Annotated in this window: 20 protein-coding genes; 12 read left to right on the top strand and 8 right to left on the bottom strand. The window is 66.9% G+C overall.

Annotated elements, in window-relative coordinates; translation table 11 throughout:
* Positions 1-85: 85 nt before the first annotated feature.
* Positions 86-340, top strand: coding sequence for a hypothetical protein (locus tag VHO04_RS15315; protein WP_329629106.1), 255 nt, complete (start codon positions 86-88; stop codon positions 338-340).
* On the opposite strand, the gene VHO04_RS15310 is transcribed toward VHO04_RS15315, so the two are convergent.
* The gene (locus VHO04_RS15310; protein WP_329629105.1) at positions 324-1,097 is read right to left on the bottom strand and encodes a phosphatidylcholine/phosphatidylserine synthase; all 774 of its coding nucleotides are present in this window, start codon (positions 1,095-1,097) and stop codon (positions 324-326) included. The two genes, VHO04_RS15315 and VHO04_RS15310, sit on opposite strands and share 17 nt — an antisense overlap.
* Positions 1,097-1,831: a phosphatidylserine decarboxylase gene (locus VHO04_RS15305; RefSeq protein WP_329629104.1), complete on the bottom strand. Its 735-nt coding sequence runs from the start codon at positions 1,829-1,831 to the stop codon at positions 1,097-1,099. The genes VHO04_RS15310 and VHO04_RS15305 overlap by 1 nt, the downstream gene beginning before the upstream one ends.
* Before the next feature lie 140 nt (positions 1,832-1,971).
* On the opposite strand from VHO04_RS15305, the gene VHO04_RS15300 reads away from it, so the two are divergent.
* Both VHO04_RS15300 and VHO04_RS15295 read left to right on the top strand, forming a co-directional pair.
* Entirely contained in the window at positions 1,972-3,186 is a 1,215-nt protein-coding gene (locus VHO04_RS15300; RefSeq protein WP_297664009.1) for an NADP-dependent isocitrate dehydrogenase, read from the top strand.
* 289 nt (positions 3,187-3,475) lie between these two features.
* Positions 3,476-5,248, top strand: a complete 1,773-nt coding sequence (locus VHO04_RS15295; RefSeq protein ID WP_329629103.1) for a cation:proton antiporter — start codon at positions 3,476-3,478, stop codon at positions 5,246-5,248.
* A 148-nt stretch (positions 5,249-5,396) separates the two neighbouring features.
* Here VHO04_RS15295 and VHO04_RS15290 read toward each other — a convergent pair whose 3' ends face one another.
* Entirely contained in the window at positions 5,397-8,345 is a 2,949-nt protein-coding gene (locus VHO04_RS15290) for a M16 family metallopeptidase (protein WP_329629102.1), read from the bottom strand.
* A gap of 103 nt (positions 8,346-8,448) precedes the next feature.
* Between VHO04_RS15290 and VHO04_RS15285 the strand changes: the two genes are divergently transcribed.
* The gene (locus tag VHO04_RS15285; protein WP_329629101.1) at positions 8,449-9,306 is read left to right on the top strand and encodes a carbon-nitrogen hydrolase family protein; all 858 of its coding nucleotides are present in this window, start codon (positions 8,449-8,451) and stop codon (positions 9,304-9,306) included.
* A gap of 389 nt (positions 9,307-9,695) precedes the next feature.
* On the opposite strand, the gene VHO04_RS15280 is transcribed toward VHO04_RS15285, so the two are convergent.
* Together VHO04_RS15280 and VHO04_RS15275 are read right to left on the bottom strand one after the other, a co-directional pair.
* Positions 9,696-9,932, bottom strand: a complete 237-nt coding sequence (locus tag VHO04_RS15280; RefSeq protein WP_329629100.1) for a hypothetical protein — start codon at positions 9,930-9,932, stop codon at positions 9,696-9,698.
* A 176-nt stretch (positions 9,933-10,108) separates the two neighbouring features.
* Positions 10,109-10,894, bottom strand: coding sequence for an NUDIX hydrolase (locus VHO04_RS15275; RefSeq protein WP_329629099.1), 786 nt, complete (start codon positions 10,892-10,894; stop codon positions 10,109-10,111).
* A 94-nt stretch (positions 10,895-10,988) separates the two neighbouring features.
* Here VHO04_RS15275 and VHO04_RS15270 point away from each other — a divergent pair, with 94 nt between their 5' ends.
* Positions 10,989-11,624 (top strand): DUF4126 domain-containing protein, encoded by a 636-nt coding sequence (locus VHO04_RS15270; protein ID WP_329629098.1) that lies wholly within the window; start codon positions 10,989-10,991, stop codon positions 11,622-11,624.
* A 59-nt stretch (positions 11,625-11,683) separates the two neighbouring features.
* On the opposite strand, the gene VHO04_RS15265 is transcribed toward VHO04_RS15270, so the two are convergent.
* Complete coding sequence (locus VHO04_RS15265; RefSeq protein WP_329629097.1) at positions 11,684-12,907, bottom strand: NAD(P)/FAD-dependent oxidoreductase; 1,224 nt, start codon at positions 12,905-12,907, stop codon at positions 11,684-11,686.
* A gap of 78 nt (positions 12,908-12,985) precedes the next feature.
* Positions 12,986-13,723 carry an IclR family transcriptional regulator gene (locus VHO04_RS15260; RefSeq protein ID WP_329629096.1) on the bottom strand — a complete coding sequence of 246 codons (738 nt, stop codon included), beginning with the start codon at positions 13,721-13,723 and terminating at the stop codon, positions 12,986-12,988.
* A gap of 105 nt (positions 13,724-13,828) precedes the next feature.
* Here VHO04_RS15260 and VHO04_RS15255 point away from each other — a divergent pair, with 105 nt between their 5' ends.
* From VHO04_RS15255 to VHO04_RS15225, 7 genes are all read left to right on the top strand, one after another.
* Positions 13,829-14,746 (top strand): SDR family NAD(P)-dependent oxidoreductase, encoded by a 918-nt coding sequence (locus VHO04_RS15255; protein WP_329629095.1) that lies wholly within the window; start codon positions 13,829-13,831, stop codon positions 14,744-14,746.
* A 10-nt stretch (positions 14,747-14,756) separates the two neighbouring features.
* Positions 14,757-15,938 (top strand): acyl-CoA dehydrogenase family protein, encoded by a 1,182-nt coding sequence (locus tag VHO04_RS15250; RefSeq protein ID WP_329629094.1) that lies wholly within the window; start codon positions 14,757-14,759, stop codon positions 15,936-15,938.
* A gap of 153 nt (positions 15,939-16,091) precedes the next feature.
* Positions 16,092-17,288: a CoA transferase gene (locus VHO04_RS15245; RefSeq protein ID WP_329629093.1), complete on the top strand. Its 1,197-nt coding sequence runs from the start codon at positions 16,092-16,094 to the stop codon at positions 17,286-17,288.
* A 126-nt stretch (positions 17,289-17,414) separates the two neighbouring features.
* Positions 17,415-18,626 carry an acetyl-CoA C-acetyltransferase gene (locus tag VHO04_RS15240; protein ID WP_329629092.1) on the top strand — a complete coding sequence of 404 codons (1,212 nt, stop codon included), beginning with the start codon at positions 17,415-17,417 and terminating at the stop codon, positions 18,624-18,626.
* Positions 18,626-20,215 carry an acyl-CoA dehydrogenase family protein gene (locus VHO04_RS15235; protein ID WP_329629091.1) on the top strand — a complete coding sequence of 530 codons (1,590 nt, stop codon included), beginning with the start codon at positions 18,626-18,628 and terminating at the stop codon, positions 20,213-20,215. The genes VHO04_RS15240 and VHO04_RS15235 overlap by 1 nt, the downstream gene beginning before the upstream one ends.
* Positions 20,215-21,066 carry an FAS1-like dehydratase domain-containing protein gene (locus tag VHO04_RS15230; protein WP_329629090.1) on the top strand — a complete coding sequence of 284 codons (852 nt, stop codon included), beginning with the start codon at positions 20,215-20,217 and terminating at the stop codon, positions 21,064-21,066. The genes VHO04_RS15235 and VHO04_RS15230 overlap by 1 nt, the downstream gene beginning before the upstream one ends.
* Before the next feature lie 53 nt (positions 21,067-21,119).
* Positions 21,120-22,928, top strand: a complete 1,809-nt coding sequence (locus VHO04_RS15225; RefSeq protein ID WP_329629089.1) for a diguanylate cyclase — start codon at positions 21,120-21,122, stop codon at positions 22,926-22,928.
* A gap of 151 nt (positions 22,929-23,079) precedes the next feature.
* Here VHO04_RS15225 and VHO04_RS15220 read toward each other — a convergent pair whose 3' ends face one another.
* Positions 23,080-24,510 carry an aldehyde dehydrogenase family protein gene (locus VHO04_RS15220; protein ID WP_329629088.1) on the bottom strand — a complete coding sequence of 477 codons (1,431 nt, stop codon included), beginning with the start codon at positions 24,508-24,510 and terminating at the stop codon, positions 23,080-23,082.
* Between the last annotated feature and the right edge of the window lie 22 nt (positions 24,511-24,532).

The following is a 24,532-nucleotide window of genomic DNA, read 5'->3' as shown; positions in this document are numbered from 1 at the left end:
ACAAAACAGGAACATGGAACGAAGAGCGCAAGGAAACCGTCCAATGGACACAGGTTTCGCACATCGAAGCCGGAAGGACAAGATCATGGTTCAGGTCGCCGCCGCTCTCCTCTTTGCCGTCGCCGCCGGGCTCGGCCTGACCGTCATCCTGGCGATGCTGAAGAATAACGAGGCCGCCATTCTCTCGGCGCTGATGGGCGAAGGCGCCTTTCCGGCCGGCGCCGCGCCGCAGCCCGGCCCGGCTTCGCGCGTCATTACGCTGCGCCGGTCGCCCGAACGCCGCGATGCGCCGCGCGCCCTTCGCACCGCCGTCCGCGCCCCGATCAGCCGCGCCGCCTGATCCTGGCATAGCTCGCGACGCCGAAAGGCAGCAGGGTCACATAGACGGCACACACCGCCAGCAAGGTCTGCCACGGCGCAGTGACGAGCGCCGCGCCGAGCAGGCCGACGCCGGCAAGCGCGAACAGCCGCCACGATCGGCGCAAGCGGATCGACGACCAGCTATACGTCGGGATCGCCGAAATCATCAGCATCGCAACGCCGAGCGCCCAGGGCATCACGACATACCATTCGCGAAACAGGTCGTTGCCGCTCGAAAGCCAGAGATAGACCGGGACGAAGGCGAGCCCCGCCCCGGCGGGCGCGGGAATGCCGGTGTTGAAGCCCGCCGACTTATGCGGCTGAATGTCGGCATCCATGCGCGAATTGAAGCGCGCCAGCCGCAGCGCGCAGCCCACCGCGAGCGCCAGCGCCGCAGTCCAGCCGAATTTCGGCGCGTCGGCCAGCGACCACAGGAACAAGATCATCGCCGGCGCGACGCCGAAAGCGATGACGTCGGAGAGCGAATCGAGCTCGGCGCCGAACTTGCTCTGCGCGCGCAGCAGACGGGCGATGCGCCCGTCCATCCCATCGAGCACGCCGGCGAAGATCACCGCGGCGAGTGCCTTTTCCCATTCCTCGCCGATCGCGAAGCGCACGCCGGTCAGCCCGAAGCAGAGCGCGAGTGCGGTGATCGCGTTCGGCGCGAAGGCACGCAGCGGGATGCCGCCCAGGCGGCGCTGTTCGGCGTCGACGCTCGTCTGCGGCGCGTCGGTCATTATTTTCCGATGCCGTCGAGGATTTCGGACGTGCCGATCCGCGCGATCACCGTTTCGCCCGCGAGCGCGCGCTGGCCGAGCAATATCTGCGGCGTCGTGCCCGCGGGCAGATAGACGTCGACGCGGCTGCCGAAGCGGATCAGCCCGACGCGCTGCCCCGTCTGAAGCTCGGTTCCCATGCTCACGAACGGCATGATGCGCCGCGCGACGAGCCCGGCGATCTGGGTGAAGCCGATGCGCACGCCGTCGGCGCGCTCGACGACGAAATGCTGGCGCTCATTCTCCTCGCTCGCCTTGTCGAGGTCGGCGTTGACGAACTTGCCGGGAATATAGACGAGCTTGCGCAGCGTTCCTGCGACGGGGGTGCGGTTGATGTGGACGTCGAAGACGCTCATGAAGATCGACACGCGCAGCATCGGCGCGTCGCCAAGCCCATCGGCGCCCGCGATCTCGGGCGGCGGCGGCACTTCGGCGATCTGCGTCACCAGCCCGTCGGCGGGCGCGATCACCACATCGGCGCCGGTCGGGGTGACGCGCACCGGATCGCGAAAGAAGGCCGCGACCCAAAGGGTGATGCCGAACGCCAGCCAGCCGGCGATCTCCCACCCCAGCAGCCAGAAACAGAGCGTGACGACCCCTGCGATCAGCAGGAATTTGCGGCCTTCCGGGTGGATCGACGGCCAGCGCCATTTGATGCCGCCGCCCGGACGGTTGGAAGAGAGGATAGAGGACATGCCGGTCTTTCTAGAAAGGCGAACGGTCATAGACAATCGAATAAGCCGCCCCGCGGGTTCCACCACGGCCATTGATCAATCGCGCCGCTTTCCCTAAGGCCCGCTGCAACTCCGACTCCCCAAGGAAAAAGGCTGAACGCATGGGCAAGATCAAGGTAGTCAATCCGGTCGTCGAACTCGACGGCGACGAAATGACCCGGATCATCTGGCAATGGATCCGCGAACGGCTGATCCTGCCCTATCTCGACATCGACCTCCATTATTACGACCTCGGTATCGAGGAACGCGACCGCACCGACGACAAGATCACCGTCGAGGCGGCGAACGCGATCAAGAAGCATGGCGTCGGCGTGAAGTGCGCGACGATCACCCCCGACGAAGCGCGCGTCGAGGAATTCGGGCTCAAGAAGATGTGGAAGTCGCCCAACGGAACGATCCGCAACATCCTGGGCGGCGTCGTCTTCCGCGAACCGATCGTGATGAAGAACGTCCCCCGCCTCGTGCCCGGCTGGACCGACCCGATCGTCGTCGGCCGTCACGCCTTCGGCGACCAGTATAAGGCGACCGACTTCCGCGTCCCCGGCCCCGGCAAGCTGCGCCTGGTGTTCGAGGGCGAGGACGGCACGCTGATCGACGAGGAAGTGTTCCAGTTCCCCTCGTCGGGCGTCGCGATGGGGATGTACAATCTCGACGATTCGATCCGCGATTTCGCGCGCGCCAGCCTCAACTACGGCATCGCGCGCCAGTGGCCGGTGTATCTGTCGACCAAGAACACGATCCTCAAGGCCTATGACGGCCGTTTCAAGGATTTGTTCGAGGAAGTCTTCATCGACGAGTTCAAGCCGAAGTTCGATGAGCTCGGCATCACCTATGAGCATCGCCTGATCGACGACATGGTCGCCTCGGCGCTCAAGTGGAGCGGCAAGTTCGTCTGGGCCTGCAAGAATTACGACGGCGACGTCCAGTCGGACACCGTTGCGCAGGGTTTCGGCTCGCTCGGCCTGATGACCAGCGTGCTGATGACCCCCGACGGCAAGACCGTCGAATCGGAGGCCGCGCACGGCACCGTCACCCGTCACTACCGCATGCACCAGCAGGGCAAGGCGACCTCGACCAACCCGATCGCGTCGATCTTCGCCTGGACCGGCGGGCTCAAGCATCGCGGCAAGCTCGACGGCACGCCCGAGGTGACGAAGTTCGCCGACGACCTCGAAAAAATCTGCGTCGCGACGGTCGAAAGCGGCAAGATGACCAAGGATCTCGCGCTGCTGATCGGCCCCGATCAGAACTGGCTGACCACCGAAGGCTTTTTCGAGGCGATCGTCGAGAATCTCGACAAGAAGATGGGCGCCTGACGCCGGCTTCGGATCGGCGCCGACGTTTATGCTCCTCCCTGTCGCGCAGCGATGGGGAGGTGGCAGCGCCCTTCGACTGCCTTGCAGGCGCTCAGGATAAACTGCGCCTTTGGCGCAGCGCTGACGGAGGGGTAGAGCGCGCAGCGCTCGCTGATGCTCGCGGCCCCTCCACCACCGCTTCGCGGCAGTCCTCCTCCCCACGGCTGCGCCGCAGAGAGGATTCATCAAACAAGCGTTTCGATTGACAAAGGCGGTAGCCAAGCCCGGCCCCGCTCCCTAAGACCTTTGCATGTCCATCGAAACGGAAGCATCCAGCCTCGGCAACGCTCTGGTCGTGCTGGGAGCAGCGGGGATCGTGATCCCCGCTTTCGCGCGGTTTCGCATCACGCCGGTGATCGGCTTCATTCTCGTCGGCCTGCTCGTCGGGCCGTCGGGGCTCGGCGCGCTCGCGGGCCAATATCCCTGGCTCAAGCATGTCACGATCCGGTCGCCCGAGGATATCGCGCTGTTCGGCGAGTTCGGCATCATCCTGCTGCTGTTCTCGATCGGGCTCGAGCTTTCGTTCCGCCGCCTGTGGCAATTGCGCAAGCTGGTCTTCGGGGTCGGCGCCGCCGAACTGCTGCTGAGCGGCGCGATCCTCGGCGGCGTCCTCTATATGATCGGAACGCTGTCGCTGCCCGCCGCGCTCGGCCTCGGCACCGCGCTCGCGCTGTCGTCGACCGCGCTGGTGCTGCCGATCGCCGGGACCAAGTCCGCGGTCGGCCAGGCCTCCTTCGCCATGCTGCTGTTCGAGGATCTGGCGATCGTCCCGATCATCTTCGTGCTCGGCGCCTTCGCGCCCAGCACTGCCGGTCACAATGCCGAGTTGCTGCTGACGACGCTGTGGCAGGGGGCGCTCGTCGTCGCGGCGCTCGCGATCGGCGGCTGGTTCCTGCTGCCGCGCATCTTTGCCCAGGCGGCGCGCGCGAAGGACCCCGAACTGTTCCTGGCGGCCAGCCTGCTGGTCGTCATCGTCGCCGCGCTGGCGACCGCGGCGGTCGGCCTGTCGCCGATCGTCGGGGCGCTGCTCGCCGGGCTGATGATCGCCGAGACCGAATATCACGGCGAAGTCGAGGCGATCACCGCGCCCTTCAAGGGGCTGGCGCTCGGGGTGTTCCTGATCAGCGTCGGCATGGGGCTGAACCTCGCGACCATCGCGCGCAACTGGACGGCGCTGGTCGCTGCCGTGGTCGGGGTCGTCGCGGTGAAGGCGATCGTCACCGCGGCGCTGCTGCGCTTTTCGGGCTCGGCGCGGCGCAGCACCGCGGCCGAGGTCGGCCTGCTGATGTCGAGCCCGTCGGAAACGACCTTGATCGTGCTCGCCACCGCTTTCCAGGCACAGCTCATCAGCCGCGCGACCGCCGAATTCTGGCAGCTCGTCACCGCGATCGGCCTGACGATCACGCCGCTGCTGGCGCGGATCGGCCACGATGTCGCGCGGCGCATCGAGATCCGCAACAGCGACGTCGCGGAGGAAGAAGAGGCGCCGCCACGCCGCACCGTCGTCGTCGGCTTCGGCCGCGTCGGCCGCATCGTCGCCGACCTGCTGCGCGAGCATGACCGGCCCTATATCGCCGTCGATGCCGATATCGACACGGTAGCGGCGGCGCGGCGCGACGGCTTCGTCGTTCGCTATACCGACGTCGGCCGCCCCGGAAGCCTCAGCAAGCTGGGGATCGAGAATGCCGAGGCCGTCGTGCTGACGATGGACGACCCGGTTCAGCAGCTTCGGATGACGCGGCGGCTGCGCCGGAAATATCCCGATCTGCCGATCATCAGCCGCGCGCGTGGGGCGGATCATGCCGCCGCTCTCTATCAGGCCGGGGCGACCGACGCGGTGCCCGAAACGCTCGAAAGCTCGCTGCAACTCGCCGAAGCGGTGCTGATCGACCTCGGCGTCGCGATGGGCCCGGTCATCGCCTCGATCCACGACGTGCGCGCGAAGATGCGCCACGATATCATGACCAAGGGTCATCTCGATCACGAACCGCGGATGCCCAAGCTGCGAACGCCGGGGAGCTAACGCATGGAGCCTTAAATCTATCTCCCCCCGTCCCGTTCGTGTCGAGCGAAGTCGAGACACCCATCAGCGTAACGCTACATCGATGGGTGTCTCGACTTCGCTCGACACGAACGGAAGAGAGGATGGCGCAGATTTAACGCTCGATACCCTACCGCCCGCCCTGCGCCGCCGCCTTGTCGAGCGCGGCGGCGTCCGCCAGCGTCATGCCCTTCGGCAGGATCGCCACCGACCACTGGCGCTCCGACACCAGATATTGCCGCGCGAGCCGCTGGATATCGGCCGGGGTGATCGAGGACATATCGCGGCCGATCGACAGCGCCGCCGCGGCAACGCGCGGATCGCGGGTCGCGCCCTCGAGCAGGAACATCCAATAGACATTGCCGGTCGAGGCGCGCTCGATCTGCTCGCGCAGCGGCCCGGCATTGCGCGCCAGTTCGTCGGCGCCGACCGGGTTGGCGACCAGATCGGCCGCGATCTCGCGAACGATGCCATAGAAGCGGTCGACGTCCTTCGGCGCCAGCAGGCTGCCGACGACCAGATAGCCGCCGCTGCCCTCGAAACCCGTCGGCCAATGGCTGTCGGCGCTGGGGCCATAGCTTGCCCCCTGCTCGGCGCGCAGCCGGTCGAACAGGCGGTCGTTGAAGATCGCCGCCAATATCTCCAGCCCATGCGCGTCGCGCGGATTCGCAAGGCCGCCGCTCGTCGGCCAGGCGGTCATCGCCGCCGCCTGCCCCTGTTCGCCCTTGTGATAGGCGATCATCGGCGTCGTGTTGTGTTTCGCGAAAGCGACCTGCTGCCCGCTCGGCGGCGCCAGCTCCTTGCGCGGGGGCAGCGCGCCCAGCGTGTTCGCCAATATCTGCTTGTAATCGACCGTCGACAGGTCGCCGAATATCTGGACCTCGATCGGCCCGCTCGCCAGCCGCGGTTCCCAAAAGGCGCGGAAAGCGGCGGGGGTCAGCGCCGATATCGCCGCCTTGTCGGGCGCCGCCCAGCGCGCGTCGTCGCCGGTCAGCCAGCCTTGCAGATTGCGGTCGAGCACCGCGTTCGGCGTCGCGTCGTTGAGGTCGTAGCCGGTCAGATAACCGACGCGCAGCCGCTCGACCGGCGCGGCGTCCCAGCGCGGCATGGCGAGCTTCGCCGCCATCAGCTTCATCTGATCGGCGAGGTCGGCGGGCTTGCTTTCGGCCGACAGTTCGAACGCATCGTCCTCGACCGAGAAATTCATCTGGATCTGACGGCCGTTGGTGAGCTGATCGATCTCATTCTGACCCCACGGGCCGATGCCGCTCGCGACCAGCGCATAATCGCCGGTCCACAGCAGGTTCGGCGCGTCGGCGGCGACGCTGCGATTGCCGGTGCCGAAGCGGACCTTCACCCGCACCTTGCCGGGTTCGACCTGATTGTTCGACACCAGCGCGGTCACGCCGTTGGCGAATTCGATCCGTTCGGCGCGCAGCCCCGGAAGCGGCGCCGTCGACACGATCGATCCCGGCTTGCCGATCGCTGGCAATTGCTTGAAATCGACGTTCGTCGCGGCCAGCCGGTCGCCCTGTATCTTGGCGGGCGCAGCCAGCGCCGCGATCAGCGCGCCATCGCCGCCCGGAATCGCGGTCGGGGTGGTCAGCACGACGCGCGTCACCGGCGCGCTGAAGATCGCCTTGCTGATCTTCAGCATCACCTGCGGCGTCGCGGAGGCGCGGATCGCCTTGAACATGTCGACCTGCCCCTGCGGGCTCGCGACCGTTTCGCCGATATCGACCGCGCGCACCATGTCGTCGGCGAGCCGCGCGCCGGGTTCGTTGCGGGCGTTGTCGAGTTCCTTGAGCAGGAACGCCTGAATCTCGTTCGCTTCGCGATCGATGTCGGCCTGCGACGGCGGCGTCGTCACCGCGTCGGCAATCACCCCGCGCACGTCGGCGAGTGCGGCCTTCCAATCGCTGAGCGGCACGATCTGCGTCATGGTGACGTCGGCGCTGCGGCTGACATATTGCTGCTCGACCGTCGCGACCAGAAAGCTGCCGCCCGCCCGCGCGCGATTTTCGAGCCGCCGGTTGACGAGCGCCTGCGCGATGAATTCCAGATACAGCCGGCGCGTATTCTCGACCGTGTCGATCCGTTTCTTCCACGGCCGGATCATCGCGAGCGTCAGCGCGAGCGGCTGGTTGGGCTCGACGATCACCTTCGCGACCGGCGCCTTGGGGTCGGGCTTGCCGAAATCGGGCGGCGTCGGCACCGGGCCGTCCCCTTGCCAGTCGCCATAATATTTGGCGATCAGCCGCGCGAACTCGGCCGGATCGCCGTCGCCGGAGATCACGACCACCGCGCGATCGGGCCGATACCAGCGATTGTGAAACGCCTGCACCGCCCCCGCGCGCGCCGCGCCGAGCGAGGCGACGGTGCCGATCGGCGAGCGGTCGCCGAGCAACTGCCCCGCGAACAGATGCGCGGTGGTGAGATCGGCGATCCGCTTTTGCGGCCCGTCCGATTCGCGCAGTTCGGACAGGACGACCCCGCGCTCGGCGGTCACCGCCGCCTCCGAAATCCGGGGCTCGCGCACCATGCCGGCGAGCAATTTCATGCTCTCGTCGAGGTTCGCCGGGGTCACGCTCGGCAGGTCGAGCTGATAGACCGTCTGCGTCGGCGTGGTTTGCGCATTGGAATCGCTGCCGAATGTCACGCCGAAACGCTGCCAGATGCGTTTTGTCTCACCATCGGGAATATGCTCCGACCCGCGAAAGGTCAGATGCTCGAGCAGATGGGCAAAGCCGCGTTCGGCGTCGGTTTCGAACATCGATCCGACATCCATGCGGACGCGGATCGACACCTGCCCCGGCGGCACCCCATTGTTGCGGACGGCATAGCGGACCCCGTTGGGCAGGATGCCGAACTGCCATGCGGTATCGCGCGGAATGTCGCTGCCCGCATAGAGCCAGTCGCTGGCCTGCCCGGCCTCTGCCGGCACCGAAACGGCGGGGGACGAAGCGGGTGCAGTCTGCGCGGCGGCGACCGGCGCGAGCAGCATCGCCGCGGCGACGGCGCTTGCCGGAAGGAAGGATCGCAGGAAAGAACGGGGCGTCAGCGGGGGAGAATAGGACATTGCCCCCTCTTATCGCGTTCGAACCTTGCTGGCCACTGAACTTCGCCCGCCCGCCCCGCGCGTCGGGCTTGCTGCGGGCGCGGCTTGGGCTTAGCCAGACGCGATGGAAACCGCCCCCGCTCCGCTCGCCGCGCTCGTCCAGATGACGAGCGGCATCGACCCCACCGTCAATCTGGCGACGATCGACCGCGCGCTGGCCGAGGCAGCGGCAAAGGGCGCCGTGATGGCCTTCCTCCCCGAAATGGCGCTGCTGCTCGATCGCGACCGCCAGCGCTCGGCCGCGCATATCGTCCGCGAGGCGGACAGCCCCTGGCCCGCCGCGCTCCAGCAAATGGCGCGGCGCCATGGCCTGTGGCTGCACAGCGGATCGATGCCCCTGCTGTCCGACGACGGCGCCCGGCGCGTCAATCGCAGCCATGTCATCGCCGCCGACGGCAGCGTCCGCGCGCGCTACGACAAGATTCACATGTTCGACGTCACCCTGCCCTCGGGCGAGAATTGGACCGAGTCCGCCGCCTATGCCGGGGGCGACGCCATCGAGGTCGTCGAGACGCCGCTGGGCCGGCTCGGCCTCAGTATCTGTTTCGACCTGCGCTTTCCCGAACTCTATCGCGCGCTGGTCGATCGCGGCGCCGATCTGATCGCGGTGCCCGCCGCCTTCACCGTCTCGACCGGCGAAGCCCATTGGCACCTCCTGCTCCGCGCCCGCGCGATCGAAACGGCGTGCCATGTCGTCGCGGCGACCCAGAACGGAACGCACGCTGACGGGCGGGCAACCTACGGCCACAGCCTCGCGATCGATCCCTGGGGCGCCGTGCTGGCCGAAGCGGCGGCCGGCAACGCCGATGGTGATCGCGGCTATGATCTGATCCTCGCCCCGATCGCCGCCGATGCCGCCACGCGCGCGCGGCAGGCGATTCCGCTGGCCCGATCGCGCGCTGTTCGATCGATCGAAATTTAGGCTGTGATCAAATTTCCTATGCCGGCTTTCGACCGGAAGCCGACCTATCTTACATCGTCATCCCGGACTTGATCCGGGATCTATTCTCTCAGCGCCGGTTGATGGATCCCGGATCAAGTCCGGGATGACGAGAGTCTGAAAATCGCGCTCAGCATCTCCTATCTTCGTCATTCCCGCGAAAGCGGGAACCCAGAGCGTGCGTCGGCTAACCCCACACTGGGTTCCCGCTTTCGCGGGAATGACGAAAGTAGGGAATGTCAGCTTCCCACCCCGCTTCGACCATCTGCTGTTCGGCCAATGAGCGAAGCTCAATCCCCAAACCCCAGACGCACAAAAGGCCCCGAACTTTCGTTCGGAGCCCCTTGGTATAGCTAAGCGATCAGCCGCTATTACGGGCTGGTCGGGTTGTCGCTATTGTTGTCCGATGCCAGGATGATGCCACCGATGATCGCGGCCAGAGCAACGATAGCGATGATCCAGCTGGTGCTGCCTTCGAGTTCGCTTTCGCCGCCGACAACCGACGTCGCACGAGCCGAATCAAGCGAGGTAGCAGCCGAAGCGGCAACCGGAGCCACGATCATCGACGTTGCCGCGAGGGAGATCGCAGCTTTCTTAAGCAGGTTCATCTTCTTCTCCGTCCACTGGAACTAGTCTTATCGAATCACACCAACGCACTGGCTATCGCTGTGAATCTACTCAGCCTCTGTAGGCATAGTCATTGCCGATTGCAACGATGATTTGACCTACCCCCCATTTGTTATGAATTTGCTAAACCAGAGAAAAGCACCGCATTGGCACCAATTCATCCGCGTCGGATACGATCGAACGGCTCGCTTGTCACCGGGTAGCCGAGATGATCGGGGATGCACAGGTGCGCGCGACCGTCGCGCTCCTCGATCCACGGCGTGACCAATTCGACCGGAAAATCCCCGGCGTGCGCCGAAAAATCAGCAAAACCATCCGCCTGCGCCAGCCTCTCCAGATTGCGGCGGGTCGGGAAAATGATCGACACGTCGCCGCGATCGGCCATCGCCAGCGTATCGCCCGCGCTTGCCCAGAAGATGTGGCTATGCTCAGCCTCTTCGACGGTCAATTCATGCCCGTGCGGCGGCGCGGCGACGGCATAGAAGCGGGTGTCGAAGGTCCGCGCTTCCTTGAAATTGGGACACCAGCGCGCAAAAGGCACGAGCGATTCGAGCGCGAGTCGCTCGCCGCGCGACGCCAGCATGTCCGACAAGAGCGCGCCGCCGAGAAGCGCCTGACGGATCGCGCCCGTTTCCTGATCGGCGAGCGCCGGCCAGCCGACCGCAAGGCCCGTCTCCTCGAGCGTTTCGCGCAGCGCCGCGACCCGCGCCGCGCCCTCGACGTCGTCCGGCGCGAAGCCGTGCCGCTGTGCCACCACATGATCGTCGGGGTCGATGCGTCCGCCCGGAAACACCACTGCGCCCGCCGCGAACGCCATCGTCGTCGAACGCTTGACCAGCAATATCTCGTCGGGTCCGCCGCCGCCCGCGGGGCGCATGATGACGAGCGTGGCGGCGGGGATGGCGTTGTCCGGCACGGCGGACGGCGAAGCGGATGAACTCATGCCGAAACCCTAACCGCGCGCACCGCGCTTGTCATCCGGCCATTGCAGAGGCGCGGACGAGGGTGCAAGAAGGACCTCCAGTGGGAGCAGGACCATGGGAATATTGGAGATTCTGGGTGTCGCCGGCAGTCTCAGCCTGCTTGCGGGCTGGCGGCTTTATCTCACCATCCTCGCCACCGGCATCGCCATGCATTTCGGCTGGCTGCCGCTGCCCGAACATCTGAAGGCGCTTCAGGTCCTCGCCAACCCCTGGGTGCTCGGCGTCGCGACCGTCGGCACGCTCGCCGAATTCTTCGCCGACAAGGTCGCGTGGATCGATTCCATCTGGGATACGATCCACAGCATCATCCGTCCGCTCGGCGGCGCGCTACTCGCGCTCGCGCTCGTCGACAGTTCCGATCCGACGTGGCAGGTCGTGGCCTTCCTCCTCGGCGGCGGCGGCGCGCTGCTCAGCCACGGCGCCAAGGCGACGACGCGCGCGGTCGTCAACATCAGTCCCGAACCATTCAGCAACGCCGCAGTCTCGACCGGCGAGGATGTCGCGACGACCGGGCTGCTCGCGCTCGCCATCGCCTATCCCGCGCTCGCGATCGTGATCGCCATCCTGCTCGCCGCCGCCGCGGTGGTGGTGATCATCGCGCTGCGCCGCCTGCTCCGCAACATCAAGACGACGCTGAAACGCGCGCTCGGCGATCTGCCGCCGGAGGCGGAGCGGTTGCCGCCGGTCTAGGCCGGCGATTCGGCAATCGGTCCTCCCACCACTTCACGGCAGGGAGGATCGGATAGCGATCAACCTGCGAGCAATTCCTTGAGCGGGGTGTTCGTGTCGGCGAGCTGCTCCGCCGTCGCGACGAGCCCGGCGGTGACGATCATGCGACCCTGGACATAGTCCTTGGTCGCATTGACGCAGTCGAGCGCGATCACCCTGCCCGCCTTCAGATAGACGATCGAGAAGCTGCGGCTCGCGATGTCGCCGCGCACGACGGTCTGGTCGTGCCCGGTCGACAGGCCCGCGGTCTGGAGCTTGAGGTCGTACTGGTTCGACCAGAACCAGGGAATCGCGTGATAAGGCGCTTCGTCGCCGACGACCCCCTTGGCGACGACATTCGCCTGGTCGTTGGCGTTCTGCACCGATTCGAGCCGGATCGTCGCGCCCTCGGCAAATTCGTTCACATGCGCCGCGCAGTCGCCGATCGCATAGATGTCGGGCAGGCTCGTCTTGCAGTGCCGGTCGACGAGCACCCCGTTGCCGCCCTCGGCGCCCGCCGCGATCAAAGGCTCGACCGCCGGAACGATGCCGATGCCGACGATGACGAGATCGGCGGGGACGACCTCGCCGTCGGCCAGCCGCACGCCCGTGACATGATCGCTCCCCTCGATCGCCGTGACCGAGACGCAGAGGCGGAGGTCGACGCCATAGTCGCGATGCTCCTTCTCGTAGAAGCGCGACAGATCCTCGCCGGCGACGCGCGCGAGCACCCTGTCGAGCGCCTCGAGCAGCACGACCTTCTTGCCCGCCTTGGTCAGCACCGCCGCCGCCTCGAGCCCGATATAGCCGCCGCCGATCACGACGATCTGCCGCGCCGTCTCCGACGCCGCCTTCATCGCATCGGCATCGGCGCGCGTGCGAACCCCCTGCACGCCGGGCAGGTCGCCGCCGGGGATCGGCAGCATGCGCGGACTGCCGCCGGTCGCCCAGACGAGCTTGCCGTAACCGATCGTCTCGCCGCCGTCGGTGGTGACACTATGTGCCGCAGGATCGACGCTCACCACACGCTTGCCGAGCAGCATCGTCACTTCGCGCTCGTCCCAATATTTGGCGGGGCGAAGCTGGATGCGCTCGAATTCCTTCTCGCCCGCGAAATATTCCTTCGACAGGGGCGGGCGCTCATAGGGCAGTTCGGGTTCGTCGCCGATGATCGCGATGGAACCTGCAAACTTCTGCGTCCGCAGCATCACCGCGACCTGCGCGCCGCCGTGTCCGGCCCCCACGATCACCACGTCGAACTGCATAATCCCTCCGTTACGGCACGCTCGCTTTTCGGCCGTGCCCTTGCACGCCGCAGGCGGCGGCACAACAAACATTGGCTATCAGGCGAACAGTATCACCTCGTCGCGAAGCGCGACAAGCGCCGCACCCAGCGCCTCGACCTCGGCCTCGCTGCGCGATCCGGCGACGAACGAAGCGGATAGGCAGAAGCCAGGGGCGATGTCGGCGATTCCCGCGGCGACGGTGCAGACGCCGCGGTGGGCATATCCGCGATCGACCGCAAAGCCCTGCGTCGCCGCCGCCGCGACCTGCCGCGCATAGGCGTCGAACGGCAATTCGTCCTGCCAGCGCACCGGGGCGTAGCGCCGTGCCAGTTCGGCCTCGCTCACCCGTTGCACCGCGGCGATCGCGCGCCCCGCCGCCCCGCTGCCGAGCGGCTGGCGCTGGCCATCGGCGAGGCTGAGGCGCATCCCCGCATCGCTTTCGGCGCGCGCGGCAAGTTCCATGCGGTCGCGCGAGACGATCTTCCACAGTCCGACCGCCGCCTCGGCGCTTTGGGCAAAGCGCGCCATCAGCGGCTGCGCGCGGTCGGCCAGCCGCGCGGCGCGGGTGTCGCGCAGCGCATCGGCCGCCTGCCACGCCGACGCCAGCCGATACTGCTTGGTTCGCGCATCGCGCTCGACTGCGCCCTCGGCGACAAGCGTCTTCAAAAGGTTGAGGCAGCTCGACGGGCTGAGGTCGGTGAGACGGCCGATATCCGACAGCGTCAGCGCCCCCGATTCCGCGAGCAGGCGGAGGATGGCGAAAGCCTGCGAGACGGAGCGAACCGGGCCGGTCATGGATCAGAGATATTTTCAATATGATGAAAAATCAATTCTGAATGTTGAAATGATGCACGCGGTCGCTTATCGCGCTATCGACACGAATCGAACGGGAGAGCGGCCATGAGGAAATGCCTTGACGGAAAGGTCGTCGCGATCACCGGCGCCGGGCGCGGCATCGGCCGCGAACTGGCGCTGCATTGCGCGGCTCAGGGCGCGGCGGTGGTCGTCAACGATCCGGGCGTCGCGCAGGCGGGCGACGGCGGCGATGCCGCTCCGGCCGAAACGACCGCGGCCGACATCATCGCTGCGGGCGGCAAGGCCATCGCCAACTTCGGCAACGTCGCCGACCCGAAGGAGGCCGCGAGCATCGTCGAGGATGCGGTCGCCAAATTCGGCCGCATCGACGCGGTGGTGAACAACGCCGGCATCCTCCGCGACACTATCTGGCACAAGATGAGCTACGAGGACTGGAAGAGCGTCATCGAGGTCAATCTGACCGGCGTTTTCAACGTCTCGAAGGCCGCGACACCCTATTTCCGCGAACAGCAGTCGGGCAGCTTCATCCATTTCACCTCGACCAGCGGGCTGATCGGCAATATCGGCCAGGCCAATTATTCGGCCGCCAAGCTCGGCGTCGTCGCGCTGTCGCAGTCGATCGCGCTCGACATGGCGCGCGCCGGCGTCCGCTCGAATTGCATCGCGCCCTTCGCGTGGAGCCGCATGACCGCCTCGATCCCCGCGACGACGCCCGCCGAACAGGAACGCGTCAAGCGCATCCAGGAAATGTCGGCCGACAAGATCGCGCCGCTCGTCGCCTATCTCGCCTCCGACCTGTCGCAGGACGTGACCAACCAGATTTTCTCGGTGCGCAAGAACGAGATCGTCCTGTTCTCGAAACCCCGCCCGGTGCGTTCGATGACCAAGCTCGAAGGCTGGACGGCAGAGGCGATCGCCGACGAACTGATCCCCGCTTTCCGCCCGAGCTTCGCGCGCGCCGACGAAGTGTCGGCGCACGTCTTCCCCTACGACCCGATCTGAGGAACGACCCATGAGCAATCCCGGCAGCAACCCCGGCATGGACGCGGACGTCTTCGACCAGTTCATCGAGCAGCTTCAGCGTTATGTGCGCGAGCGCCTTCTCCCCGCCGAGAAGGAGATCATCGAGACCGACCGCATCCCCGACGACATCCTGTCCGAAATGCGCGACATGGGGCTGTTCGGCCTGACGATCCCCGAAGCGTTCGGCGGCGCGGGGATGAACGTCAGCCAGTATGTCAGGACGATCTACACGATCAGCTATGCCATGCCGGCCTTCCGTTCGATCATCTCGATCAACATCGGCATGTTCGCCTCGGCGCTCAAGAATGGCGGAACCGAGGCGCAGAAGGCCGAGTGGCTGCCGCGCGTCGCGGCGGGCGAAATCGCCTGCTTCGGCCTGACCGAGCCGGGGTCGGGATCGGACTCGGCGGGGCTGCAGACGACCGCGACCCAGACCGACAATGGCTGGGTGCTCAGCGGCACCAAGCGCTACATCACCAATTCGCCCTTCGCCAAGGTCGGCCTGATCATGGCGCGCACCTCGAAGGAGAATCTGCCGAAGAACGCCCATGTCTCGGCCTTCGTCGTGCCGATGGACGCGCCCGGTGTGTCGATCGGCAAGTCGGACAAGAAGATGGGCCAGTCGGGCAGCCACATCGCCGACATCGTGATGGACGACGTCCGCGTCGGCGGCGAAGCTTTGCTCGGCGGCGAACTCGGCAAGGGGTTCGCTTTTGCGATGATGAGCCTCGACAACGGCCGCATGTCGGTCGGCGCCGCCGCGACCGCCTACGCCCGCCGCGCGCTCGACAGCGCGGTGCGTTACGCGACCGAGCGCAAGGCGTTCGGCGAGCCGATCGCCAACTTCCAGCTGATCCAGCAGATGCTCGCGCAGAGCGAGATCGACATCTACGCCGCCGAATGCATGATGGCGGACGTCACGCGCCGCGCCGACGCGGGCGAGAATGTCCTGCGCAAGGCTGCGGCGTTCAAAGTGTTCGCGTCCGAAATGTGCGGCCGCGTCGTCGACGCCTGCGTGCAGGTCTATGGCGGCGCGGGTTATCTCGCCGAATATGACGCCGAGCGCTTCTTCCGCGATGCGCGCATCTATCGCATCTACGAAGGCACGACGCAGATTCTCCAGCTTCAGATCGCCAAGCATATGCTGCGCGAATTCGCGGCGGCGAATTGAGGGTGAGGAACCGCTTTCCCTCTCTTCCACCGTGCCCCTGCAAAGGCAGGGGCCTATCTCCTGCCCTAACGATACAGAGCAAGCGGTGGCAGGAGATCGATAGCGTCGGAGATGGGCCCCTGCCTTTGCAGGGGCACGGCGGGAAAGAATCTGATGTATAACCTCCTCTCCGGCCTCCCCGTGATCGAGGCGTCGTCCTTCGTCGCCTCCCCCACCGCCGGCCTCTACCTCGCGCAGTTCGGCGCCGAGGTGATCCGCGTCGACCAGATCGGCGGCGGTCCCGATTTCCGGCGCTGGCCGGTGACGGCGGAGAACAACTCGCTCTATTGGGAAAATCTCAACCGCGCGAAAAAGTCGGTCGCGCTCGACCTCGCCCGGCCCGAGGGGCGCGAACTGCTGCAGGCGCTGGTGCGCGCCACGGGCCAGTTCGTCACCAACTTCCCCGCCGGCGGCTTCCTGTCGCACGAATTGCTGGCCGAGGGCTGCTCCGACCTGATCACCGTGCGCGTGATGGGCTGGGCCGACGGCTCGCCCGCGCTCGACTATACCGTCAACAACAGCGTCGGCTATCCGATGCTCACCGGGCCGGGGCCCGAGCCGGTCAATCATGTCCTGCCCGCCTGGGATCTGCTTACCGGCGCCTATGCCGCCTTCGCGCTGCTCGCCGCGATCCAGCGCCGCGCGGCGACCGGCGAAGGCGGCGAGGTCCGCCTGCCGCTCTCCGACGTCGCGATCGGCACGGTCGCCAATATGGGCGGCATCGCCGAGGTGCTTTATACCGGCGAGAACCGCCCGCGGCTCGGCAACGCGGTCTATGGTCTGTTCGGGCGCGATTTCACCACCCGCGACGGACAGCGGACGATGATCGTCGTCGTCACGCCGCGCCAATGGGCAAACTTGATCGCCGCATTGAATCTCGGCGAAGCGGTGGCGGCGATCGAGGCGGCCCGCGGCGTCTCCTTCGCGAAGGACGACGGCCTCCGCTTCACCCACCGCGACGCGCTCTATCCTTTGTTCGAGCAGGCGATCGCGGCGCGCGACCACGCCGACCTCGCCGCTGCCTTCGATGCGGGCGGGATCGTCCATTCGCCCTATCGCACGATGCTCGACGCCGCGAACGACCCGGCGCTGGTCGCCGACAACCCGATCTTCGGCGCCGCTGCCAATCCGAGCGGGTTCACCTATCCCGCCGCGGGCGCCTTCGCGACCATCCCGCAAGCCGATCGTCAGCCGCCGCGTCCAGCTCCGCGCAATGGCGAACATTCGGAAGCGGTGCTGGCAGAGCGCCTGTCGCTCTCCTCGGGCGAAATCGCCCGCCTGATTGACGCGGGGATTGTCGGTGTCGGCTGAATCCCTTCCCTCCGTCACCCCGGACTTGATCCGGGGTCCATTCTCTCAACGTTGCTTTGAATGGACCCCGGATCAAGTCCGGGGTGACGATCCAGCTTATCCTTCGATATTCAATGGAGACATAACATGACCCTGCGCCGCGCCGCCATCGTCGCCCCTATCCGCACCCCCGTCGGCAAGTTCGGCGGTTCGCTCTCGTCGATGACCGCGGGCGATCTCGGCGCCGTCATTCTCAAGGCGCTGATCGAGCGCACGAAGATCGACCCCGCGCGCGTCGACGACGTCGTCTTTTCGCAAGGCTATGGCAATGGCGAGGCGCCGTGCATCGGCCATTGGTCGTGGCTCGCCGCGGGCCTGCCGCTGGAGGTGCCGGGCTATCAGCTCGACCGCCGCTGCGGCTCGGGGCTGCAGGCGATCGTCAACGCCGCGATGATGGTCCAGACCGGCATGTCGGACGTGGTCGTCGCGGGCGGCGTCGAATCGATGTCGAATGTCGAGCATTACAGCACCGACATCCGCAAGGGCGTGCGCGCGGGCAATCTCACCCTCCACGACCGGCTGACGCGCGGGCGCGTCATGTCGCAGCCGGTCGAGCGCTTCGGCGTGATCACCGGCATGATCGAGACGGCTGAAAATCTGGCGAAGGATTATGGCATCGGCCGCGAGGCGTGCGATGCCTATGCGGTGCGCAGCCACCAGCGCGCTGCCGCCGCCTGGGCGAATGGCCTGTTCGACGACGAACTGGTGCCGGTGTCGGTACCGCAGAAGAAGGGCGATCCCATCGTCTTCGCCCACGACGAGGGCTATCGCGCCGATGCGAGCATGGAAACGCTCGGCAAGCTGCGCGCGCTGGAAGGCGGCGTGGTCACCGCGGGCAATGCGAGCCAGCAGAACGACGCCGCCGCCGCCTGCCTCGTCGTCGCGGAAGACAAGCTCGAAGAACTCGGTCTCGAACCCATCGCCTGGTATCACAGCTCGGCCGCTGCGGGTTGCGACCCGAGCCGCATGGGCATCGGCCCCGTTCCCGCGGTCGAACGGCTGTTCGCGCGGAACGGCCTCGGCTGGGGCGACATCGATCTCGTCGAACTCAACGAGGCCTTCGCGCCGCAGGTGCTCGCGGTGCTCAAAGGCTGGGGCTGGTCGGACGACGACAGCCGGAACGAAATCCTCAACGTCAACGGCTCGGGCATCTCGCTCGGCCACCCGATCGGGGCCACCGGCGGCCGCATCCTCGCCAATCTGACGCGCGAACTGGTTCGCAGGAACGGCCGCTATGGCCTTGAAACCATGTGTATCGGCGGCGGCCAGGGCATCGCCGCAATCTTCGAGCGCGCCTGATGGACCTGCGCTCAGCCCTGCAAGCGGCGCAGGCCTATCGCGGTGCGGCGCAGGCGGCGCTCGCCGAACGACTGGCAGCGCGGCCGATCGATCGCGAGCAGCGCGCGGCGCACGGCTTTGCCTGGGTTGCGACGACGGTGGCAGCGCTGGAAGCGACACAGGATTGGTTTGAAACAGGCAATGGCGCGAACCCGCTCGACGGCCAGATCGCCACCCTCGCCTTCGCCGAAGGTATTGGCCAGCTCACCGGCGGCCTGCCGATGGGGCAGAACGAGATGTTCCGCCCGGCCGACCTCGGCCTCGCCGCCGCCGCGCGGGCGCTGGCGGATGCCTGCGCCGACCTGCTCGACGCCGACCATGCGGCAACGCGCGCCGCGGTCGCCGCCGCGCTCGCCGAAGGCCATTGGCCGAGCGAGACGCTGCACGACGCCGACCTCGATGCGATCCGCGAGCAGTATCGCCGCTTCACCGACGCCGCGATTATCCCGCACGCGCACGGCTGGCACCTCGCCAATGACCTGATCCCCGACGCCACCGTGCAGGCGATGGCCGAACTCGGCACCTTCGGCGTCTGTATCCCCGAAGCCCATGGCGGCCTCGGCCTCGGCAAGCTCGTGATGTGCATCGTCACCGAGGAATTGTCGCGCGGCTGGATCGGCGCGGGCTCGCTCGGCACGCGCTCGGAAATCGCGGGCGAACTGATCGCGATGGGCGGCACCGACGCGCAAAGGGCCGAATGGCTGCCGAAGATCGCCAGCGGCGAGATATTGCCCACGGCGGTGTTCACCGAACCCGACGTCGGCTCCGATCTCGGCTCGCTCCAGACGCGCGCGCGGCGCGAGGGCGATCATTGGGTCATCGACGGCGCGAAAAACTGGATCACCCACGCCAGCCGCTCGGACCTGATGACCCTGCTCGCGCGCACCCTCCCCGACGCCAAGGGCTATGCGGGCCTCTCGATGCTGCTCGTCCCCAAGCCGCGCGGGACCGAGGCCGATCCCTTCCCCGCCGCGGGAATGACCGGCAGCGAGATCGAGGTGCTCGGCTATCGCGGGATGCGCGAATATGCCCTGCAGTTTGACGGCATGACCACGCCCGCCGACGCGCTGCTCGGCGGTGAGGAAGGGCAAGGCTTCAAGCAGCTCATGCGCACTTTCGAGGGCGCGCGCATCCAGACCGCCGCGCGCGCCGTCGGCGTCGCGCGCCGGGCGCTCGAACTCGGGCTCGACTATGCGCTCGCCCGCAAGCAGTTCGGCAGGGCGATCGTCCATTTTCCGCGCGTCGCCGACAAGCTCGCGATGAGCCTCGTCGATTTCGTCACGGCGCGCGAACTCTCCTACGCCGCCGCGCGCGCCAAGGATTCGGGCAAGCGTTGCGATATCGAGGCGGGAATGGCGAAGCTGCTCGGCGCACGCGCTGCCTGGTCGAACGCCGATGCGGCGCTGCAGATCCACGGCGGCAACGGCTATGCGCTCGAATATGAGATCAGCCGCGTGCTGTGCGACGCGCGCATCCTCAATATCTTCGAGGGGGCCGCCGAAATCCAGGCGCAGGTGATCGCGCGCGGACTGACCGGAGGACGCAATTGATGAGCAGCTGGGACGACTGGATCGGCCGCGAGGATATCCGCAATGACCACATCGATCCCGCCGCGGTGACGCGCTGGCTCGCGACGCTCGACCGCACCGCCCCGGCAGACGGCAGCGTCCCGCAGGCTTATCACTGGTGCCTCGGCCTGCCCGATGCGCCGACCGCGATCCTCGGCGCCGACGGCCATCCGGTGCGCCAGGACAGCAACGACAGCTTCCTGCCGCCGATTCCCCTGCCCCGGCGTATGTGGGCGGCGAGCAAGGTCGAATTTCTCAGCCCCCTGCGCCCCGGCCAGTCGGTGGCGCGCACCTCGCGCGTCGTCGCGATCACCGAAAAACAGGGCGGCAGCGGCAAGCTCGTCTTTGCCGAAGTCACCCACGAAACCCGCGGCGACGGCGAACTGGCAGTGCGCGAGACCCAGTCGATCGTCTTCCGCGAGCCGGCCCCCGCCGGCGCGCCGCCTGCCCCGCCGCCGCCCGGCGACGACAGTTTCGATCCGTCGCCGTGGGACACGCACCACATGCTCGTTCCGTCGGAGGCGCTGCTGTTCCGCTATTCGGCGTTGACCTTCAACAGCCACCGCATCCACTATGATCTGCCCTATGCGCACGAACAGGAGGGCTATCGCGGCCTCGTCGTCCATGGCCCGCTCACCGCGACATTGCTGCTCGACCTCGCGCAGCGGCAGTTCGGCGACAATGCCGTCAAACACTTCGACTTTCGCGGCACCTCGCCCGCCATCTGCGGCGAGGAACTGCACCTTGCGCTGCGCGGCAGCGGCGGTGCGATCGAGCTCGGGGCCTTTGCGGCCGACGGGCGGCAGGTGATGGCGGCAACCGCGTCCGTCTGACCGGGCGCGCATTTCTCTCTTCCATAAGATCGCGATGCCATTAAGCGAAGGTCATGCGTCTCGCGACCATCACCAACTGGGCCTATGGCGCGACGGTCGTGCTGACGATCGCTTCGTCGACGACGATGCTGCTCGCCTCGAACGCGCAGCAGCGTGAGCGCGAGGCGGTCGAGCAACGCTACCGGCTCGATCAGGCGACCGCGACGCTGGGCGACGACATCTTCGCGCTGAGCGACCGCGCGCGCCAATATGTGAACAGCGGCGATGCGACCTATCTGGTCGGTTACCGCGCCGAAGCGGCGGCGCTCAAACCGGTCGAGCAGCGAATCGCGCATATCGGCGATGCCGGCGCGTCCGAAAGCGAGCTCGCGGCGCTCGGCGAGGCGGTGCGGCTCGCCGACCTGCTCCGCGACGAGCAGAGCGCGGCGCTGGCGGCGCATGAAAAGGGCGATGAGGCAGAGGCGCGCCAGCTTCTGTTCGGCGCCGAATATGAGCGGCAGCTCGACCGTGCCGAAATGAACCTCAGGCGCTTTCAGGACCGGCTCGAAAGCCGCACCGAACGGCAGGTCGCGGCCGCCACCGACCTGTCGCGGCTGTGGAAGCGCATTTCGGAGATCGTGCTCGCGCTGACCGCGCTGCTCGTGCTCTGCGTCCTCTATTTCGTCTTCAAGCAGCGCGTGCTGCATCCGGTCGTCAAATTGAGCGACGTCGTTAACCGCCTCGCCCGGCAGGATTTCGAGGCCGAACCGCCCGCGATCGACCAGATCGACGAGATCGGCGACATGGCGCAGGCGATCCGCATCTTCCGCGAGAACGGCCTCGAACGCCTGCGGCTGGAGGCCGAGCGCGACGCCGACCGGTCGATGCGCGACCTGCTGTCGCGGATGACGCAGCGGCTGCAGGGCTGCGACACGATGGATGATCTGAAAGAGGTCGTCGGCCGCTTCATGCCGGAGATCGCGCCGGGACTCGCGGGGCGCCTCTATCTGCTCGACCGGCGGCGCAACATGGTGGTCGAGGCGACCAACTGGCTCGATCCCCTCCATTCGAGGCCCGAGTTTTCGGCGCTTTCCTGCTGGGCGTTGCGGCGCGGCGTTCCGCACCGGCCCGCGGGCGCCAGCATCGACGTGCCGTGCGATCACGTCGAGCGGACCGGCGAAGCGCCGCTCGACACGCTGTGCCTGCCGCTGATCGCGCAGCGTGAAACGCTGGGCCTGCTCTATCTCGAACCCAAGGATCCGCAGGGCGACGGCCTGACCGGCCCCGAAATCTATCTCGACATATTGGCCGAGAATATCGGGCTCGCGGTCGCCAACCTCCAGCTCCGCGAAACGCTGCGCGAAATGGCGCTCGCCGATCCGCTCACCGGCCTGCCGAACCGGCGGCAGCTCGACCAGCTTCTGGAGGTGCAGCTCGCCGAGGCGGGGCGGCTCGGCCGCGATCTCGGCTGTCTGATGGTCGACGTCGATCATTTCAAGCGCTTCAACGACGTCCACGGCCACGATGCCGGCGACATGATCCTGCGCGAAGTCGGGCGCGTGCTGGCGAATGCAACGCGCGAAGCGGGGCTCGCCTTCCGCTATGGCGGCGAGGAGTTCATGGTCCTGCTGCCGGGCTTTTCCGCAGACCAGGCGAGCGCACGCGCCGAGGAGATCCGGCAGCGGATCGCCGGCCTGCAGCTCGGCAGCGAAGCGGGCAATCTCGGCCCCGTCACCGTCTCGATCGGGGTTGCAATCACGCCGTTCCATTGTCCGCCCGACCGGCTGGTGCGCACCGCCGACGCCGCGCTGCTGCGCGCGAAGGCGATGGGACGCGACCGCGTCGAGATGGCGCAGCAGCGCGATTCCTTCGCCGCCGGCTGACGCTAGAGCGTCGCGCGTTAAATCCGCACCACCCCAATTCCGTTCGTGTCGAGCGAAGTCGAGACACCCATCGCTGTAGTGCTGCCTCGATGGGTGTCTCGACTTCGCTCGACACGAACGGGGCGGTGGGTCCGATCTAGGGCTCGTCGCTCTAGGCGGGCACCGCTTTCTTCCGCCGCACGATCGTCTGCGCATTGGTATATTCGAGCAAGCCTTCGACCCCGCCCTCGACCCCGACGCCCGACTGCTTCATCCCGCCGAACGCCGCGGTGGGCGACAGATGCTGGACCTCATTGACCCAGACGGTGCCGCTCGCGATACGCTCGGCAATCGCGAACGCCTTGTCCTCGTCCGCGCCCCAGACCGAACCGCCGAGGCCGTAATCGGTCGCATTGGCGCGCGCGACGACCTCGTCGAGATCGTCGAATTTGAGGAGCGGCAGCACCGGGCCGAACTGCTCCTCCTGCACGATCCGGCTGTCCTCGGGCGGGTTGTCGAGGATGGTGACCGGGATGAAATAGCCCGGCACCTCCGCCGCCTCACCCCCGACGAGGAACTTGTAGCCCTTGTCTTTCGCGTCCTGAATCAGGTCGAGCACGCGGCGGTATTGCGCCTCGTTGTTGATCGGGCCGATCTGCGTCCCCTGTTCGGACCCGTCGCCGACCTTCACCGTCTTCGCATAGGCGACGAGCGCTTCCTTCAGCGGCTCGTAGATGCCCTTGTGGACATACATGCGCTTGGTCGCGATGCAGATCTGGCCATTGTTGCGGAAGGCGGCCCAGAAGAGCTCCTCGGCAACCTTTTCGACATCGACGTCGGGCATGACGATCGCCGCGTCATTACCCCCGAGTTCGAGCGTCACGCGCTTGAGGGTAGGCGCCGCCGATTCCATCACCCGGCGCCCGGTCGCAGTCGAGCCGGTGAAGCTGATCTTGTCGAAGCCCTTATGGCTCGTCATCCAAGGGCCGAGCGCATCGCCGCCAGTGACGATGTTGAGCACGCCCGGCGGCAGCAGATCCTTGACCAGTTCGCCGAACTTGAGCGTCGCCAGCGGCGTGAACGGCGAAGGTTTGAGCACCATCGTATTGCCCGCCAGCAGCGCCGGGCCGACCTTGAACATCGCAAGGATCATCGGGAAATTCCACGGCGCGATGGCGCCGACGACGCCGAGCGGAACGTGGCGCGTCTCGCTATAGCGTTCGGCGCTGTCCTCGTTGACCGTGACCGGCAGATCGAGGCTCGCGGCGCCCATCAGCCAATAGCCCGCTCCCATGATCTCGCCCTCGGCCTCGGCGTGCGGCTTACCCTGCTCGGCGGTCAGCAGGCGCTTGAAAGCGTCGGTATTGGCGAGCACCGCCTGCCCCATCGCGTTCAGCGCGGCCTTGCGTTCGGCGATCGGTGTGGCGGCCCAGCCGGGAAAAGCGGCGCGCGCCGCGGCAATGGCGCGGTCAAGATCGTCCCGGCTCGCATCGGGAACGCTGGCGATCACCGCTTCGGTCGCGGGGTTGAGCACGTCGAAACGCGCGCTGCCGGCCTCCAGCTTGCCGCCGATCAGCATCGCATAGTCGCAGTCGAATTCCATCGTCTCTCTCCAGCCTTGTCGG

The sequence above is a fragment of the Sphingopyxis sp. genome (assembly GCF_036261875.1).
Taxonomy (GTDB): domain Bacteria; phylum Pseudomonadota; class Alphaproteobacteria; order Sphingomonadales; family Sphingomonadaceae; genus Sphingopyxis.
This window is presented reverse-complemented; position numbering and strand designations above follow the sequence as displayed.